Here is a 16,056-nt window from a genome sequence, read left to right as displayed (position 1 = left end):
CGGAACCAGCCCTGGGGAAGGGTCAGTCGATGCTGCGCAGGATGTGCAGCTCGTTCAGATCGTCCTCGTACCCGGCGAGCAGGATCGGCGCGGACCTGGCCCAGACGTCCAGATTGCGCACCTCCCGCTGCGGGTTGGGCTGATCGTCGGGCTCCTTGGGGAGCTGGTTCCGCTTTGACTTCTCGGGTGTCACCGCGCACTCCTTCGTGTCGGGTGAGCCGGACGCCGGGCCCGGCCGCTGCCGGACGCCTCCGCCCGGTCGGGCTGATGGGCTGAGCGGACGCGGTGGCGCCGGTTGCGGAACCGGGCGGGGGCCGCGGTGGGCGGCTCCTCCCGGGGCGGAGGCCGTGGGTGGGTGGTGCTCGCCCAGGGGCCGTTCCGTCGACCCCCAGCGTAAGCCCGCCCGGGGGGCACCACCATCCAATTGGCCGCGACGCGACCGGAGTGGGGGCTGTCGCCCGGTGTCAGCCCGTGCGCCGGGAGGCTCCGCCGCGCGCGCAGGCAAGGGTTGCCCATACGGCGCGGCCCGTACCGCGGGTGGGCGGTTTGACACCCCAGCCTTCGGCCAAATGGGCGACGAGGGCGAGTCCGCGGCCGTTCTCGTCGGCATCCGCCGCCCGGCGGCTCAGCGGGCCGGCGTCGCCGCGCCCCTCGTCGACGATCTCCACGTGCAGCAGTCCGCCCGCGGTCCACAGCACGCAGGCGACGTGCTCGCTCCCGCTGTGCAGCACCGCGTTGGTGAAGAGTTCCGTGACGACGAGCCCGGCGTCGTCGCCCAGTGCCTCCAGGCCCCAGTGGCCCAGCGTCGACCGCACCTGGCGGCGGGCGATCCCGACCGACGAGGCGTGCGCCGGGAGGCGAAGCCGGAAGGTGTCCCGGGCGCTGAGGGCATGAAGCACACAGGTAACTATGGCCAGAGCTTGCACAGAAGGCAAGGGTCATTCTGCAAATTGCACAATCGCCAATACAGGGTGTCGGTTCCATTCCTGACATGGCACACTGCTGCCATGGGAGACAGGGATCGTGGCTGAGGCCAGGGCCGGTGGAGCGCCGACCGTCCTGCGCGTCATCCTCGGCAAACGCCTCCACCACCTGCGCGAGAAGGCCGGGCTCTCGTACGAGCAGGCCGCGCGGGCCCTCGACGTCACCCACGCCACCGTCCGCCGCATGGAGAAGGCCGAGGTCGGCCTCCGTATCCCGTACGTGGAGAAGCTGCTCGGCCTCTACGGGGTGCCGCGGGCCGAGGCCGACGCCTTCGTCGACCTCGCCCGGGAGGGCAACCAGCCCGGCTGGTGGCACCGTTACCGGGACGTCCTGCCCTCCTGGTTCAGCGCGTTCGTCAGTCTGGAGGCCGAGGCGGGCACGATCCGCGCCTACGAGCCGCACTACGTGCCCGGCCTGCTGCAGACCGAGGAGTACGCCCGCGCCGTGCTCCGGGCCGGCAGCCCGCACGCGTCGGCCGCCGAGACCGAGCGGGCCGTCGCCCTGCGGCTGGAGCGCCAGGCGCTGCTGTGCCGGCCCGGCGCGCCGCTGCTGTGGGTGGTCATGGACGAGACCGTGCTGCGGCGCCCCATCGGCGGCGCCGACGTCATGCGCGCGCAGCTCGACCGCCTTGTGGCGGCGTGCGAACTCCCTTACGTACGACTGCAGATCATGCCTTTCAGTGCCGGCCCGCACCCCGCGATGTACGGGCCTTTCCACATCTTCCGGTTCCAGGTCCAGGAGCTGCCGGACATCGTCTTCACCGAGAGCCTGGTCGGCGCCGCCTACCTGGACGACCGGGACGACGTGTCCGTCTTCCTCGAGGCCCTGGACCGGATGTGCGCGCAAGCCTCGCCCGCACACAGCACCGCAGCCATCCTCGATGGCATCCGCAAGGAGATCTGACACACATGGACGACCGCATATACAACGGCATGCGTGCCCAGGACCTCGGAACCGAGGGCTGGCACAAGCCGTGGAGCGGCGGCAACGGGGGAAGTTGCGTGGAAGCCATGAAACTGGCGGACGGCAGAGTCGCGCTGCGGCAGTCCACCGACCCCGATGGGCCGGCGCTCATCTACACGGACCTGGAGATCAAGATGTTCATCCAGGGCGCGAAGGACGGAAAGGCGGACTTCCTGCTGTCCTGAGCCCCCGGTTGACGACTTCGAGTGAATACGGCCCGCGCGGGCAACCGCGGTGACCAACGGGCCGTCTCCGGCGGTGATCCGCCGGACGGACGGGACAAGGGGAGCATCACCATGGCCGAGGACTTCGGACCGCTGTACGAGCCGGGCGTCGCCTATGTGCGCATCGCCGCGGCCGACGCGGCGACCGCCCACCGCGTCGCCGATCTCATCGCCTCCCGCTACCCCGGCACCCGCCCGGCGAGCGTGACCACCAATGCCGACGGGCTGGTGGAGTTCGCCCTGTTCACCCACACACTGGAGTCGAGCCCCACCCACCCGTACGACAACTGAGCCGCGGCACGCCGCGGCGGCCTCACCGCCCCGCGGCGTACCGCCAGAAGTCGCGCATCAGCGCGGGCGCGGTGGGGCCGGCCAGTTCCCGCTGGGTGAGCAGCACGGTGACCGCGCCGGTCGACGGCACGATGTGCGCCGCCGTGCCGGTGCCGCCGACCCAGCCGTAGCGGCCCGGCACGTTCCACGGCTCGACGGCCGCGACGTCGACCGATCCGCCGAAGCCCCAGCTCTGGCCCTCCAGGAACAGGGGGCTGGCCTCGCGCTGGCCGGGTGTCAGACGATCGGTCGTCATCAGCCGCACCGACTCCGGCGACAGCACCCGCCGGCCGGCCCCGCCGCCGTCGATGCCGCCGCCCAGCAGCATGCGGGCGAAAGCGTGCAGGTCGTCGGCGGTCGACACCAGTCCTCCGGCGCCCGAGGGGAAGGGGGGCACGCTGCTCCACTGCCCGTCCGGCGCGTCGACGAGCTGCAGCCCGCCCGGCTGGTCGGCCCGGTAGTAGCCGGTGAACCGGCCGAGGTCGTCCGGCGGCACCGCGAAGCCGGTGTCCTCCATGCCGAGCGGCTCGAAGATCCGCTCCGCCAGGAACTCCGGCAGCGACCGCCCGGCCACCCGGGCGATCAGCACGCCCTGGATGTCGGACGTGGTGTTGTACAGCCAGGCCTCGCCCGGCTGCTCCAGCAGCGGGATGCGCGAGAGCGCCGCCATCCAGGCGTCCGGCTCCGCGACGTGCTGGGGCATCGGCGGCCCCTGCTTCAGCTCGGCGAACAGCGGCACGACAGCCGGGAGCGAGAAGTCGGAAGGGAAGCCGTAGCCGGCCCGGGCGTCCAGCAGATCGGCCACGGTGATCGGGCGTTCCGCCGGGACCACGTCGTCCACCGGGCTGCGCGGGGTCCTGACGACCACCGGCGACGCCAGTTCCGGCAGCCACTTCGCCACCGGGTCGTCCAGCGTGAGCCGCCCGTCGTCCACCAGCGTCATGAGGGCCGCGGCGGTGATCGGCTTGGAGAGCGAGGCGATGCGGAAGATCGAGTCCCGGGCCATCGGGGCCGGGGCCGTGCCCGCGATGCCGGCCGTGCCGACGGCCGCCACCTCGGTCCGCCCGCCGCGGGCCACCAGGCCCACCGCCCCCGGCACCGTTCCGTCGTCGACGTACGCCTTGAGGATGTCGTGCAGATCGGTCATCGGTCCACCTTCGGGAAAGTACGGTCGGAAAGGCAGACCGCCCGGGCGCGCGGAACTCATCGGCCGCGGGCCCGGTGACTGCCCTGGACCGCACCGACCACCGCTGTCCCCGGGCTTGTTGACGGCCCGCTATGCCGGAGCCGCGCCTGTGCCCGCGGGCCGCCGCTCCGTTCCGAGGCCGGTCGCCCGGGCCAGCCGGCGGTGGGAGTCCAGGAGTGCCGCGCGGTCGTACCCGGCCGTGCTGACCAGGACCTCGTCCGCCCCGGTGCGTGCGACCAGTCCGGAGAGCGCCGCCGCGGCCTCCGCCTCGGTGCCGTGGATGCCACCGGCCAGCGACTCCTCGAAATGGTCGCGTTCGCGGGCGGTCATGGGGCCCGTCAGGATCTCCTCCGGCGGCCCCAGTGGCGGGAAGTCCCCGTGGCTGCGGGAGTACGCGGCCGACCAGGCCTCGGAGACCAGCAGCCGGCGCGCCGCCTCCGTGGTGGCCGCGACCGCGACCGGGGTGGAGACCACCACGTACGGCCCCGCCGCCCACGCCGAGGGCCGGAAATCGGCGCGGTACCGGTCGATCGCCGCCCGCATCCGCTCCTCGTCACGGCCCGCGATCACCAGCGGCAGCCCGAAGGCCGCCGCCTGCGCCGCCCCCGAGCCCGTGGCCAGCACGAACGTCGGGACGCGCAGTCCCTCCGGCGGCCGGGCGTGCACGGCTCCGCCCCCGCCCGGGCTGCCGGTGAAGTAGCCCAGCAGCTCGGTCAGCAGCCCCGCGAAGTCGTCCGCCGCGCTGGAGTCCCTGCCCAGTGCCCTCCGCACGCCGTCGGTGAAGCCCACCGAGCGGCCCAGCCCCATGTCGATCCGGCCGGGGAACAGCGATTCCAGCACCCCGAACTGCTCGGCCACCACCAGCGGCCGGTGGTTCGGCAGCATCACCCCGCCGGTGCCCACCCTGATCCGGGACGTCGCCCCCGCGATCGCCGCGGCCAGCACGGCGGGCGACGACCCCGCCAACCCCGGCACGCCGTGGTGCTCCGACACCCAGAAGCGGTGGTAGCCGAGCTCCTCGGCCCGCTGCGCCAGCCACACGGTGTCGCGCAACGCCTGCGCGGGCTCCTGCCCCTTGCGCACCGGGGACCGGTCGAGGAGCGAGAGCCGGAAGGACGGCGGAAGAACGGGAAGCGGCGGCGAGGTCACCCCCTCTTCAACGTCCCGTGCGGCCCCGGATTCCCGCGCTCCGAGATCTTCGTACGCCACGCGAGGGCCGCGCTCCCGGGGTAGCCTCGGGGAAGACCAGCGGGGACGGCCGGAGGCTGCGATGACGGAAGCCGCGCGCGCGACGGGGCGGGGCGGTGGGCTGACGCTCGGGGAAGCGGCGGGACGGTGGGTGCTCGTCGCCGTCGTGCTCGGGTCGGGCATGACCTTCCTCGACAGCACGGTCGTCAACGTCGCGCTCCCCACCATCGGCCGTGAGCTCGGCGCCTCCCTCGAGGGGCTCCAGTGGACGGTCAACGCCTACACCCTCACGCTGGCCGCGCTCATCCTGCTCGGCGGCTCCCTCGGGGACCGCTTCGGGCGGCGCAAGATCTTCATGATCGGCACGGTGTGGTTCGCGCTGGCCTCGCTCATGTGCGGCCTGGCGCCCGACATCCACGTACTGATCACCGCCCGCGCCCTCCAGGGCATCGGCGGCGCCCTGCTGACACCGGGCTCGCTCGCGCTGATCCAGTCGTCCTTCGCCTCCGAGGACCGGGCCCGCGCGATCGGGGTCTGGTCCGGCCTCGGCGGTATCGCCGGGGCGCTGGGGCCGCTGCTGGGCGGCTGGCTGGTCGACGCCGTCAGCTGGCGCTGGGTCTTCTTCATCAATTTGCCGCTGGCCGCACTGGTGCTCATGGTGTCGTCCCGGCACGTCCCGGAGAGCCGGGACGAGTCCGCCACCGGCGACTTCGACGTGGCGGGCGCCGTGCTCGGCGCCGTGGGCCTCGCCGGCGTCACCTACGCGCTGATCGGCGCGGGCGGGCACCAGGCCGACCTGGCCGCCGTCGGGATCTCCGGCTTCCTGGGTCTGGCGGCGCTGGCCGGCTTCGTGTGGACCGAACGGCGCAGCAGCCACCCCATGCTGCCGCCCGGCCTCTTCGCCAACCGCCAGTTCACGGCCGCGAACCTGGTGACCTTCGCCGTGTACGCCGCGCTCGGCGGTGTCTTCTTCTTCCTGGTGCTGGAGCTGCAGACCGAGGCCCGGTTCTCCCCGCTGGCCGCCGGCTCCGCGCTGCTGCCGATCACGATCATCATGCTGGCGCTGTCGGAGCGCTCGGGGCGGGTGGCCGAGCGGATCGGCCCGCGCATCCCCATGACGGTCGGCCCCGCGGTGTCCGCGGGGGGACTGCTGCTGATGCTGCGCATCGGCGCCGACGCCTCGTACGTGGCCGACGTCCTGCCGGCGGTGTGCGTCTTCGGACTCGGCCTCGCCTGCACGGTGGCCCCGCTGACCGCGACCGTGCTCGGGGCGGCCGACGTACGGCACGCGGGCACCGCCTCCGGAGTGAACAACGCCGTCGCCCGGGCGGCGGGCCTGCTGTCGGTGGCGGCCCTGCCGCTGATGGTGGGACTGTCCGGTGACGACTACGAGAACCCGGCGGCCTTCGGGCACGGCTTCCGCCTCGCCGTGCTGATCTGCGCCGGGCTGCTCGTGGTGGGATCCGTGCTGGCGTGGACCTTCATCCGCTCGGATGTGCTGAAGGAGACCCCGGAGGAGCCGGACAAGGAGCTGCCGCCCCTCCACCACCACTGCGCGATCGTGGCCCCGCCGCTCCAGTGCAACGCGCAGGGGGCGCCGCCGCCCCCGTCCTCCCGGCCGACATCCTGATCCGGCCGGCGCCGCACAGCGCGCCCGCGGAGGATCAGTACTCGTCCGCGCCCCGCACCAGGTGCATCGCGGCCTCCTCGGCGGAGGCGGCGGCCCCGTCGACACCGATGTCGTACGCGACCATGCCCTCGGTCTCGTAGTGCGCGCCCTCGTCCGGGGCGACCAGCCGGCCCGCACGCGGCCCGCCGACCTCGTCGTCGATCAGCTCACCGTCGGTGTCCCAGGCGTCGCCGATGCCGTCACCGGTGGGGACGGCCAGGTCCGGCAGCTCCTCGGCCAGACGCTCGTCCAGCGTCTCCCCCCGCAGGCGGCCCTCCGCGGTGGTGGCCGCCTTGTTCACCGCCCAGGGCCGCTCCGGCGGTGAGTAGCCCTCGTCGAGCACCTGGTCCACGCCGTGGTAGTCCAGCGTGTCCTCGGGCTCCAGCAACCCGGCGTCGTCCTGCACCTCGGAACCGTCCGGCTGGTAGACCTCATCACCCATGTCGTTGTCGCTCATGTCCGTCTCCTCGCTCACGCGCCGCCACCACCGACGTCGGCGCGCCGCCTTACGGGCCGCGTGCCCCCTCTGCCTCCAAGACTCTTCCGTTCGGACGCCGAACGCCACCCGAAAGCGGGAAAAAGCCCGGTCGTGGCGGTGTTCCCCGGACATTCACCCGGCGGACCGGTGCCCGCCGCCACGAACCCCTGGTCCGCTCCGCCGCCCGGCGGCACCCTTGCCTGCGATCACACGCACCTGACGTCGAGTCGACAAGGATCGGTGGGATGACGGGTATCAGTCGCCGGAAGTTCGTGGCCCTGTCCGCGGGAGCGGCCGCGGGCGCCGCCGTCACGCAGTCGGGCGCCGCGGCGCCCCAGCAGCAGGCGGCAGCCGCCGCGGGCACCATCGCCGACGTACGGCACGTGGTCGTGCTGATGCAGGAGAACCGCAGCTTCGACCACTACTTCGGGACGCTGGGGGGTGTGCGCGGTTTCGGTGACCGCGCCACGATCACCCTGTCCGGCGGCCAGTCGGTCTTCAACCAGCCGAACGGCACCGGACGTCAGTACCCCTGGCGGCTCAGCGCCACGCCCGCCGCCGGCGGCGTCGACCCCGAGACGCTCGCCCAGTGCAACGGCGACCTGCCGCACAGCTGGTCCTCCCAGCACGCCGCCTGGAACAAGGGCGCCCTGGACTCCTGGGTGTCCGGCGTCGGCAACGTGCGCTCCCTCGGCCACCTCACCCGGGCCGACATCCCCTTCCACTACGCCCTCGCGGACGCCTACACCATCTGCGACGCCTACTACTCGTCCACCCTGAGCGCGACCGGGCCCAACCGGACGTATTTGTGGAGCGGCAAGGTCGACTCCTCCAGCAACGACGGCGGCGACGAGTCGGGCCTGACCTGGCAGACGTACGCCGAGGCCCTGCAGAACGCCGGGGTGAGCTGGCGGGTCTACCAGAACGCCGACGACAACTACGGCGACAACGGCCTGGCGTACTTCAAGCAGTTCACCCAGGCCGCCGCCGGCACCCCGCTGCACGACCGCGGCATGGCCTCCGTCCCGCGCGTGACCGGCTCCACGCCGGACGACATCGTGGCCGCCATCAAGGCCGACGTCCTGGCCGGCACGCTGCCCCAGGTCTCGTGGATCGTCCCCAACCAGGCCTTCTCCGAGCACCCCTACGCCCCGCCCGGCGACGGCGCGCACTTCGTGCACCAGGTGCTCCAGGCCCTGAGCGCGAACCCGGCGGTCCTCGACTCGACCGTGCTCTTCCTCAACTACGACGAGAACGACGGCTACTTCGACCACGTCCCGCCGCCCTCCCCGCCCGCCGGCACGGCCGGGGAGTTCCTGAGCGGCACGCCGTACGGGCTGGGCTTCCGCGTCCCGATGATCGTCGTCTCGCCCTGGACGCGCGGCGGCTGGGTGTCCTCCGAGGTGTACGACCACACCTCCGTCATCCGCTTCATGGAGCGCTGGACCGCCGCCCTCGGCACGCCCGCCACCAGCCCCAACATCAGCGCCTGGCGCCGCAAGGTGACCGGCGACCTGACCCGCTGCTTCGACTTCACCTCGCCGGTGAGCGGCCTGCCCGCCCTGCCCGCGACCTCCGTCATCGGCATCAACACCTGCGCTCCGCTGCCCAACCCCAAGCCCACCACCAACGCACTGCCCGTCCAGGAGGCGGGCACCCGGCCCGCCCGCGCCCTGCCCTACCAGCCCAACGGGTACCTGGACCGGCTGGAGTTCGGCAGCGGCGGCTCGATCCTGGCCTGGATCGCCATGAGCAACCAGGGGTCCCAGGCCACCGGCGCCGCGCACTTCTCCCTCCACCCCAACGCCTACCGCAGCCGCGTGCCCTGGCAGTACACGATCGACGCGGGCGGCACCGGCAGCGACTACTTCAACATCGGCTCCGGCTACGGCGAGGGCAAGTACGACCTGACCCTCGTCGGCCCCAACCGCTTCCTGCGCCGCTTCACCGGCGACGCCAAGGCGGCCGGCAAGGCCTGCGAGGTCGTCCCGTCCTACGCGGCCGCCCCCGACACGGGCAAGCAGGCGGTCTGGTTCCGCATGACCAACACCTCGGCCGCCGCCGTCACCTTCACCATCAAGGCGAACCAATACCGCACCGACGGCCCCTGGACGTACACCGTGCCCGCGGGCGGCAGCACCGACGACTTCTTCAACGCCGTCGCCTACTCGTCCGGCTGGTACGACTTCACGGTCACGATCGGCTCCGACGCGTCCTGGTCGCGCCGCTTCACCGGACACCTGGAGACCGGCGCCGCGAGCGTCACCGGCTGACCCACTCCCGGGGGGCCGTCACGCCTCCTCGTGGATGCCGATCACCTTGCGCAGCGCGTCACGCGCCTCGTGCGAGCTGCCGCCCTGCTCCAGCAGGGCGGCGGCGATCGCGTCCAGCTTGGTCTGCAGGGCGTGCTCCGCCCGGCGTTCGGTGTTCTTCAGCAGTGCCAGCAGGAGCAGGGTGACGGCCGTCATCAGGTCCGCCGCGAACAACTGCCAGTTCAGCGGCAGCCCGAGGACGTGGACGACGACGAAGGCGGACACCATGACGACGCACACCCCGTAGAAGGCGGGGGAGGCCGTGAAGTTCGACGCCCCCTCGGCCAGTTGCTCGAAGCGGCCGCCCCGGCCGCGTTCGTCGGTGCGTTCCACCGGGTGCTGGAAGGTCATGGCGTCCTCCTCGGGCGTCGGGTGCGGCGGGTCCGCGTCCTGCATCCCTGCTGCCCCGGACGGCCGGGCGCACCCCTGCCGGCGGGCGCGGCCGGGAGCGGGCCACCCGCGCCCGGCCGCGCCCGTGAACGGTCAGCAGATCCGGGGGAGTTGTTCGCCCAGCGGCAGGTCGACCACCCGGGTGCCGCCGAGCCCGGTGCGCGCGACCACCATGCCCGCGTGGTCCTCGACGCACTCGCCGATCACGGCCGCCCGCGCCCCCAGCGGGTGCGCGCGCAGAGCCGCCAGCACCGCGTCGGCGTGGGCCCGGGGGACGAAGGCCACGAGCTTGCCCTCGTTCGCCGCGTACAGCGGGTCCAGGCCGAGCACCGTGCAGGCGTTGGCGACCGGCGAGGGCACGGGCACCGCGCGCTCGTCGATGACGACGCCGACCCCGGAGGCTGCGGCGATCTCGTTGAGCGCGGCGGCGAGCCCGCCCCGGGTGGGGTCGCGCAGCACGTGGAGATCGGTCGTCACCGCGAGCATCGCCTCGACGAGACCGTTCAGCGGGGCGCAGTCGCTCTCGATCTCGACGTCGAACTCCAGCCCCTCGCGCACGCTCATGACGGCGACGCCGTGCGCGCCGATCTCCCCGCTGACGATGACGACGTCGCCCGGCTCCGCGCGCTGCGGCCGGATGTCGACCCCCTCGGGGACCAGCCCGATGCCCGCGGTGTTGATGTAGATCCCGTCCCCGTGGCCGGACTCGACGACCTTGGTGTCCCCGGTGACGATCTCGACCCCGGCGGTCCGCGCGGCCGCGCCGATCGCCTCGGCGACCCGGGCGACCAGCGGCATCTCCACCCCCTCCTCCAGGATGAACCCGCAGGACAGGAACGCCGGACGGGCGCCGCTCATCGCGAGGTCGTTGACCGTGCCGTTGACGGCCAGGTCCCCGATGCTGCCGCCGGGGAAGAACAGCGGCCGCACCACGTACGAGTCGGTGGAGAACGCCAGCCGCGCGCCGCCGAGCGGCACCACCGCGGAGTCGGCGAGCTGGGACAGCACGGCCCCGCCGAAGGCCGGGGCGAAGACGTGCCGGACCAGTTCGGCCGACAGCGTCCCGCCGCCGCCGTGCCCCATCACCACACGGGGCTGGTCGCGCAGCGGCGCGGGGCAGGTCCAGCCGGAGAAGTCCGGCGCCGCAAGGGTGTCAGCGGTCTCAGCCAACGGGGCTCGCCTCCAGAGGTGCGCTGGTGCCGCCGAGCCGGCGGTAGAGGTAGTAGGCGGCACAGGCCCCCTCGCTGGAGACCATCGTGGCGCCCAGCGGATTGCGGGGGGTGCAGGCGGTGCCGAACGCCTCGCACTCGTGCGGCTTGATCAGGCCCTGCAGGACCTCGCCGCTGCGGCAGGCGGCCGGCTCCCGGGTGGTGATGCCGGTGACCTCGAAGCGGTGCTCCGCGTCGAACTCCCGGTAGCGCGCGGAGAGCCGCCAGCCGCTGTCCGGGATGACGCCGATGCCGCGCCACGCCCGGTCGGTGACCTCGAAGACGTCCGCGAGCATCGCCTTGGCCGCCGCGTTGCCCTCGGGGCGGACGGCGCGCGGGTAGGCGTTCTCGACGGAGTGCTCGCCGCGTTCCAGCTGGCGCACGGTGCGGCGCACCCCCTCCAGGATGTCCAGCGGCTCGAAGCCGGTGACGACGATGGGCACGCCGAAGCCGTCCGCCAGTTCCGGGTACTCCTCCGTGCCCATCACGCTGCACACGTGCCCGGCGGCCAGGAACGCCTGCACCCGCACCTCCGGCGACCGCATGATCGCCTCGATCGCGGGCGGAACCCGGACGTGCGAGACCAGCAGGCTGAAGTTGCGGATGCCGAGCCTGCGCGCCTGGTACACCGTCATGGCGTTGGGCGGGGCGGTGGTCTCGAAGCCGATGCCGAAGAACACCACCTGGCGGTCGGGGTTCTCCCGGGCGATCCGCAGCGCGTCGAGCGGGGAGTAGACCACGCGCACGTCGCCGCCCTCGCTGCGCACCCGGAACAGGTCGCGGCCGGTGCCGGGCACGCGCAGCATGTCGCCGAAGGAGCAGAAGATCACCTCGGGCCGGGAGGCGATCTCCAGGGCCTTGTCGATGACCTCCAGCGGCGTCACGCAGACCGGGCAGCCGGGCCCGTGGATGAGCTCGACCTCCTCGGGCAGCAACTGGTCGATGCCGTGCCGGATGATGGTGTGGGTCTGGCCGCCGCACACCTCCATCAGCGCCCAGCGCCGGGTCACGGTGGCACGGATGTCGTCCAGCAGCCGCTTGGCCAGTGCGGGGTCCTGGAACTCCTCGATGTACTTCACCGGTCCGCCTCCACCCCCGCCGCGGGCGTCCCGGACGGGGTGGTGCCCGCCCCGGACGCCGCCTGCTCCCACGGGTCGCCGAACTCCTCCTCCAGCAGGCCCAGGTTGCCGAAGAGGGCGAGCGTCTGCCGCGCCGACTCCTCGTCCAGGCGCTGCAGCGCGAAGCCGACGTGGACGATGGCGTACTCGCCGACCTGGAGGTCGGGCAGGTACTCCAGGCACACGTCCTTGATGACGCCGCCGAAGTCGACGGTCGCCATCCTGGTCCCGTCACGTTCCTCGATCTCCAGCACTTTGCCGGGTACCGCCAGGCACATCAGCTGTCTCCTCGCTCTGGGTGGGGGGTCCGCGGGCCGTCGCCGCGGGCCGCGGCGACGAGTTGGCCGAGCGCCAGGCCGCCGTCGTTCGGCGGCACCAGGCGGTGGAGCAGTACCTCGAAGCCGTGCGCGCGCAGCGCGCCCGCGCAGGCGGCGGACAGCAGCGCGTTGGCGAAGACGCCGCCGCTCAGGGCGACCGTCGCGACGCCGTCGCGGTCCCGTACGGCGGCGCACACCCGCAGCACGAGGTCGGCCACCGCCCGGTGGAAGCGGCCCGCGACGACGCCCGCCGGTACGCCGCGGCCCAGGTCCGCGACGACGCCCGCGAGTACCGGGCCCGCGTCGCAGGCGGTGGCGCCGTCCACGCCGTCGCCGTCGCGCAGGGCGAACGTGTAGCCCTCAGGGGGCAGTTCGCCGGCGGTGACCGCGGCGGCCTCCAGCTCGACGGCGGCCTGCGCCTCGTACCCGGCCTCCTGGCACACCCCGGCCAGCGCGGAGACCGCGTCGAAGAGCCGGCCCATGCTGGAGGTGGGGACGCAGGCCAGGCCGCGTTCCAACTGCTTGGCCAGAAGCCGGAGTTCTTCGTCCGGACAGGCCGTCACGCACGGGAGGCCGGCTGTCCAGGGCAGACCGGCCGCCCACAGGTGGGCCAGCGCCATGCGGTAGGGCCTGCGCACCGCGGCGTCCCCGCCCGGCAGCGGCACGTAGGCGAGATGGGCCGCGCGCCGGAAGCCGTCGTAGTCGGCGACCAGGAACTCACCGCCCCAGACGGCGCCGTCGTCGCCGTGGCCGGTGCCGTCGAAGGCGACGCCGAGCACCGGAGCCGTCCCGTCGAGCCCCGCTTCGGCCATCGCCGCGGCGATGTGCGCGTGGTGGTGCTGCACCTGCCGCAGCGGACGCTCGCCTGCCGCGCGCCGCGCCCAGCCCACCGAGCGGTAGCCCGGGTGCCGGTCGGCGGCCAGCAGGACCGGCCGCACCCCGGTGATGTCCTCCAACTGCCGCTCCGCGGCGCCGAAAGCGGTCAGCGTCTCCAGGTCGTCCATGTCCCCGACGTGCGCCGACATCCAGGCGTGGCGTCCCTCGCCCACGCAGAAGGTGTTCTTCAGGTCGCCGCCGACGGCGAGCGCCGGGACCACGGACACCGGCAGCGGCACCGGGAAGGGCGCGTAACCGCGCGAGCGCCGCACGGGCAGTTCGCCGCCGTCGCAGATCCGTACCACCGAGTCGTCGCAGGGCACATGGATCGGCCGGTCGTGCGTGAGCCACGCGTCGGCGAGCCCCGCCAGCCGGCGCAGCGCGTCCTCGTCGTCCGTGACGATCGGTTCGCCGCCCAGGTTGCCGCTGGTCATCACGAGCAGCCGGGGACCCGGCGGGTCGCCGGGCAGGCCCAGCAGCAGATGGTGCACCGGGGTGTACGGCAGCATGACGCCGAGGTCGGCGACCCGCGGCGCGACGGCCGGCGCCACACCGCCGCTGTCCGCCCGCCGCCGCAGCAGCACGATGGGCCGCCGCGCTCCGGTCAGCAGCTCCCGTTCCATGACGCCCACATGAGCCAGTGGCGTCACGTCCGCGAGGTCCCGGGCCATCAGGGCGAACGGCTTGTCGCCCCGGTTCTTGCGCGTCCGCAGCAGCCGTACGCTCGTGTCGTTGCCCGCGTCGCACGCCAGGTGGTAGCCGCCGAGTCCCTTCACGGCGAGGACCGCGCCGTCGGCGAGCAGCCGTCGCGCGCCGCCGAGCGGATCGTGCGCCGCCGCCTCCACCGTGCCGCGTCCGCGCCGCACCAGCAGCCGCAGTCGCGGCCCGCAGTCGTGGCAGGAGACCGGCTGCGCATGGAAGCGCCGGTCGCCCGGGTCCTGGTACTCGGACCGGCAGGCCCCGCACATCGGGAACCCGGCCATCGTGGTGTTCGCCCTGTCGTAGGGCAGTCCGGTCACGATCGTGAAGCGCGGCCCGCAGTGCGTGCAGGTGATGAACGGGTGGCGGAAGCGGCGGTCACCCCGGTCGCGCAGCTCCGCCAGGCAGGCCCCGCAGGTCGCGGTGTCGGGGGAGACCAGCGTCCGCGCGGCGCCCCCGTCCGCCCGCGAGGCCGCGATGGCGAAGCCCGAGCCACCGGCGAGCGGCACGGAGGCGTGCGAGACGGACTCGACCACCGCCAGCGGCGGGGCGTCGGTGCCGATGCGGACACAGAAGGCGGCGACGGCCGCGGGCGCGCCCTCGACCTCGGCGACCACGCCCTCGCCGGTGTTGCCGACGTGCCCCGAAAGACCGAGCTCCCGGGCCAGTCCGAAGACGAACGGCCGGAAGCCGACCCCCTGCACCACTCCCCGCACCAGCACCCTGCGGCGCTGCACGGCGGTGTCGGAGGCCGGGGCCGGCTGGCCGGCCATCAGTGCGCGTGACCGACGGCGGTGCGCGTCATGACGGGCCGGTGGACGGCGGCCCCGGCCTGCACCGCGAGCGCCCGGTCGAGGAGCACGCCCACGCCCTCGCCGTCGCGCGCCGAGGTGCGGACCACCTCGACCCCCGGGTTCACCTGGGCGACGTTGGCGAGGAACGCCTCCTCGTCGAAGTCCACGGCGGCCGCGATGTCGTACTTGGTGATCAGGACCAGCTGCGCCAGTCCGAAGGCGCTGGGGTACTTCAGCGGCTTGTCCTCGCCCTCGGTGACCGAGGCGAGGACCACGCGCAGCGACTCGCCGAGATCGTAGGAGGCCGGGCACACCAGGTTGCCGACGTTCTCCACGAACAGCAGGCGGGTGTCCTCGGGCATCCAGGCGTCGACGTGCGAGCGCACCATCCGGGACTCCAGGTGGCACAGCCCGTCGGTCAGCACCTGCCGTACCGGCGCGCCCGAACGGGCCAGGCGCAGCGCGTCGTTCTCGGTCGCGAGGTCGGCGGTGAGCGCCGCGACCGGCACGCCGCGCCGGCGGGCCAGACCGAGTTCCGCCTCCAGCAGGGCGGTCTTGCCGCTGCCGGGGCTGGACAGCAGGTTCACCATCACAGTCCCGCGCGCGGCGAGGTCCTCGCGCAGGTGCGCGGCGCCGTGGTCGTTCCTGGCGAGCACGGACTGCTGCAGGTCGGTGACTTTGCACATGGCGTTCAGCGCTCCTCGGCGAGTGGTGCGGACAGATGGCCGGGCGGGACGGGCTCGGCCCACCGCACCTCGGTGATGCGCAGCTCTCGGCCGGACAGCAGCTCCGACGCGCCCGCGCCGCAGCGCGGGCAGCTCAGCTGCGGGGGCATCCCGGTCGGCCACGTGTGGTCGCAGGGGGCGCACCGGGCCCGGCCCGGCACGGTCCCGGCCGACAGGGACGAGCCCTCCAGGACGGTGCCGGCGCAGGCGAGGTCGAAGCAGAAGGACAGGGAGTCGGGCAGCACACCGGCGAGTTCGCCCACCTCCAGCCGGACCTCCCGCACCGCGGCCGGGGCGGCGCCGTCGGCCGCCAGGCGGGCGGCGGCCTCCTCGACCTGCTCCACCACCGCCATCGCGATGGACATCTCGTGCATCGGTCTCATCTCCGGTGTGGGGCGCCGGCCGGGCCACCGGCTGCCGCCGGGCGGTACCCCCGGCTCGCGCGGCTCCATTAGAGGCCGGTCGTGGGGGGGGCCGCCCGCCCCCCCCCCCCCCCCCCCCCCCCCCCCCCCGGGGGGGGGGGGGGGCGGGCGCGGGGATGATGGGGGGTAGGCGGTGCGGGGGGGGGGGGAGGCGGGGTCGGCCGCGGCCGCCC

General features: G+C 73.7%; 17 protein-coding genes. 5 read left to right on the top strand and 12 right to left on the bottom strand.

Features of this window, described 5'->3' with window-relative positions; genetic code table 11:
* Positions 1-22 precede the first annotated feature (22 nt).
* Both ACFYXS_RS13480 and ACFYXS_RS13475 read right to left on the bottom strand, forming a co-directional pair.
* Entirely contained in the window at positions 23-193 is a 171-nt protein-coding gene (locus ACFYXS_RS13480; protein ID WP_319660588.1) for a hypothetical protein, read from the bottom strand.
* A gap of 271 nt (positions 194-464) precedes the next feature.
* A complete protein-coding gene (locus ACFYXS_RS13475; RefSeq protein WP_389247288.1) occupies positions 465-899 on the bottom strand; it encodes an ATP-binding protein in 435 nt (144 codons plus the stop codon).
* Between the two features lie 124 nt (positions 900-1,023).
* On the opposite strand from ACFYXS_RS13475, the gene ACFYXS_RS13470 reads away from it, so the two are divergent.
* The 3 genes from ACFYXS_RS13470 to ACFYXS_RS13460 all read left to right on the top strand — a co-directional run bounded on the left by ACFYXS_RS13470 (position 1,024) and on the right by ACFYXS_RS13460 (position 2,462).
* Complete coding sequence (locus ACFYXS_RS13470; protein WP_389247286.1) at positions 1,024-1,887, top strand: helix-turn-helix domain-containing protein; 864 nt, start codon at positions 1,024-1,026, stop codon at positions 1,885-1,887.
* A gap of 5 nt (positions 1,888-1,892) precedes the next feature.
* Positions 1,893-2,132, top strand: a complete 240-nt coding sequence (locus tag ACFYXS_RS13465) for a DUF397 domain-containing protein (RefSeq protein ID WP_360909502.1) — start codon at positions 1,893-1,895, stop codon at positions 2,130-2,132.
* Positions 2,133-2,243: 111 nt separating this feature from the next.
* Entirely contained in the window at positions 2,244-2,462 is a 219-nt protein-coding gene (locus ACFYXS_RS13460; protein ID WP_389247283.1) for a hypothetical protein, read from the top strand.
* A 22-nt stretch (positions 2,463-2,484) separates the two neighbouring features.
* Here the strand turns inward: ACFYXS_RS13460 and ACFYXS_RS13455 are convergent, their stop codons facing one another.
* Positions 2,485-3,648: a serine hydrolase domain-containing protein gene (locus tag ACFYXS_RS13455; protein WP_389247281.1), complete on the bottom strand. Its 1,164-nt coding sequence runs from the start codon at positions 3,646-3,648 to the stop codon at positions 2,485-2,487.
* A gap of 129 nt (positions 3,649-3,777) precedes the next feature.
* On the bottom strand, positions 3,778-4,836 hold the full coding sequence (locus ACFYXS_RS13450; protein ID WP_389247278.1) for an LLM class flavin-dependent oxidoreductase: 1,059 nt from the start codon (positions 4,834-4,836) through the stop codon (positions 3,778-3,780).
* Between the two features lie 121 nt (positions 4,837-4,957).
* Between ACFYXS_RS13450 and ACFYXS_RS13445 the strand changes: the two genes are divergently transcribed.
* Positions 4,958-6,505 (top strand): MFS transporter, encoded by a 1,548-nt coding sequence (locus tag ACFYXS_RS13445; RefSeq protein WP_389247276.1) that lies wholly within the window; start codon positions 4,958-4,960, stop codon positions 6,503-6,505.
* A 34-nt stretch (positions 6,506-6,539) separates the two neighbouring features.
* On the opposite strand, the gene ACFYXS_RS13440 is transcribed toward ACFYXS_RS13445, so the two are convergent.
* Positions 6,540-7,001 (bottom strand): DUF5709 domain-containing protein, encoded by a 462-nt coding sequence (locus tag ACFYXS_RS13440; RefSeq protein WP_389247274.1) that lies wholly within the window; start codon positions 6,999-7,001, stop codon positions 6,540-6,542.
* 266 nt (positions 7,002-7,267) lie between these two features.
* Here ACFYXS_RS13440 and ACFYXS_RS13435 point away from each other — a divergent pair, with 266 nt between their 5' ends.
* Positions 7,268-9,295: a phosphocholine-specific phospholipase C gene (locus ACFYXS_RS13435; protein WP_389247272.1), complete on the top strand. Its 2,028-nt coding sequence runs from the start codon at positions 7,268-7,270 to the stop codon at positions 9,293-9,295.
* 18 nt (positions 9,296-9,313) lie between these two features.
* Here the strand turns inward: ACFYXS_RS13435 and ACFYXS_RS13430 are convergent, their stop codons facing one another.
* The 7 genes from ACFYXS_RS13430 to ACFYXS_RS13400 form a co-directional block, all read right to left on the bottom strand.
* Positions 9,314-9,685 carry a low affinity iron permease family protein gene (locus tag ACFYXS_RS13430; RefSeq protein ID WP_389247270.1) on the bottom strand — a complete coding sequence of 124 codons (372 nt, stop codon included), beginning with the start codon at positions 9,683-9,685 and terminating at the stop codon, positions 9,314-9,316.
* A gap of 132 nt (positions 9,686-9,817) precedes the next feature.
* Positions 9,818-10,807: a hydrogenase expression/formation protein HypE gene (hypE, locus tag ACFYXS_RS13425; RefSeq protein WP_389247966.1), complete on the bottom strand. Its 990-nt coding sequence runs from the start codon at positions 10,805-10,807 to the stop codon at positions 9,818-9,820.
* Between the two features lie 79 nt (positions 10,808-10,886).
* Entirely contained in the window at positions 10,887-12,011 is a 1,125-nt protein-coding gene (gene hypD, locus ACFYXS_RS13420) for a hydrogenase formation protein HypD (RefSeq protein WP_389247267.1), read from the bottom strand.
* Entirely contained in the window at positions 12,008-12,328 is a 321-nt protein-coding gene (locus ACFYXS_RS13415) for a HypC/HybG/HupF family hydrogenase formation chaperone (RefSeq protein ID WP_389247264.1), read from the bottom strand. Before ACFYXS_RS13415 ends, hypD begins: the two co-directional genes overlap by 4 nt.
* Entirely contained in the window at positions 12,328-14,715 is a 2,388-nt protein-coding gene (gene hypF, locus ACFYXS_RS13410; RefSeq protein WP_389247262.1) for a carbamoyltransferase HypF, read from the bottom strand. Before hypF ends, ACFYXS_RS13415 begins: the two co-directional genes overlap by 1 nt.
* The gene (gene hypB / locus ACFYXS_RS13405; RefSeq protein WP_389247260.1) at positions 14,715-15,422 is read right to left on the bottom strand and encodes a hydrogenase nickel incorporation protein HypB; all 708 of its coding nucleotides are present in this window, start codon (positions 15,420-15,422) and stop codon (positions 14,715-14,717) included. The genes hypF and hypB overlap by 1 nt, the downstream gene beginning before the upstream one ends.
* Positions 15,423-15,427: 5 nt before the next feature.
* Positions 15,428-15,835: a hydrogenase maturation nickel metallochaperone HypA gene (locus tag ACFYXS_RS13400; protein ID WP_389247258.1), complete on the bottom strand. Its 408-nt coding sequence runs from the start codon at positions 15,833-15,835 to the stop codon at positions 15,428-15,430.
* Positions 15,836-16,056: the final 221 nt, after the last annotated feature.

Source organism: Streptomyces sp. NPDC002574 (assembly GCF_042889545.1).
Taxonomy (GTDB): Bacteria; Actinomycetota; Actinomycetes; order Streptomycetales; family Streptomycetaceae; genus Actinacidiphila.
Note: the sequence above shows the minus strand (reverse complement) of the source record. Positions and strands in the feature narration are given on the sequence as shown.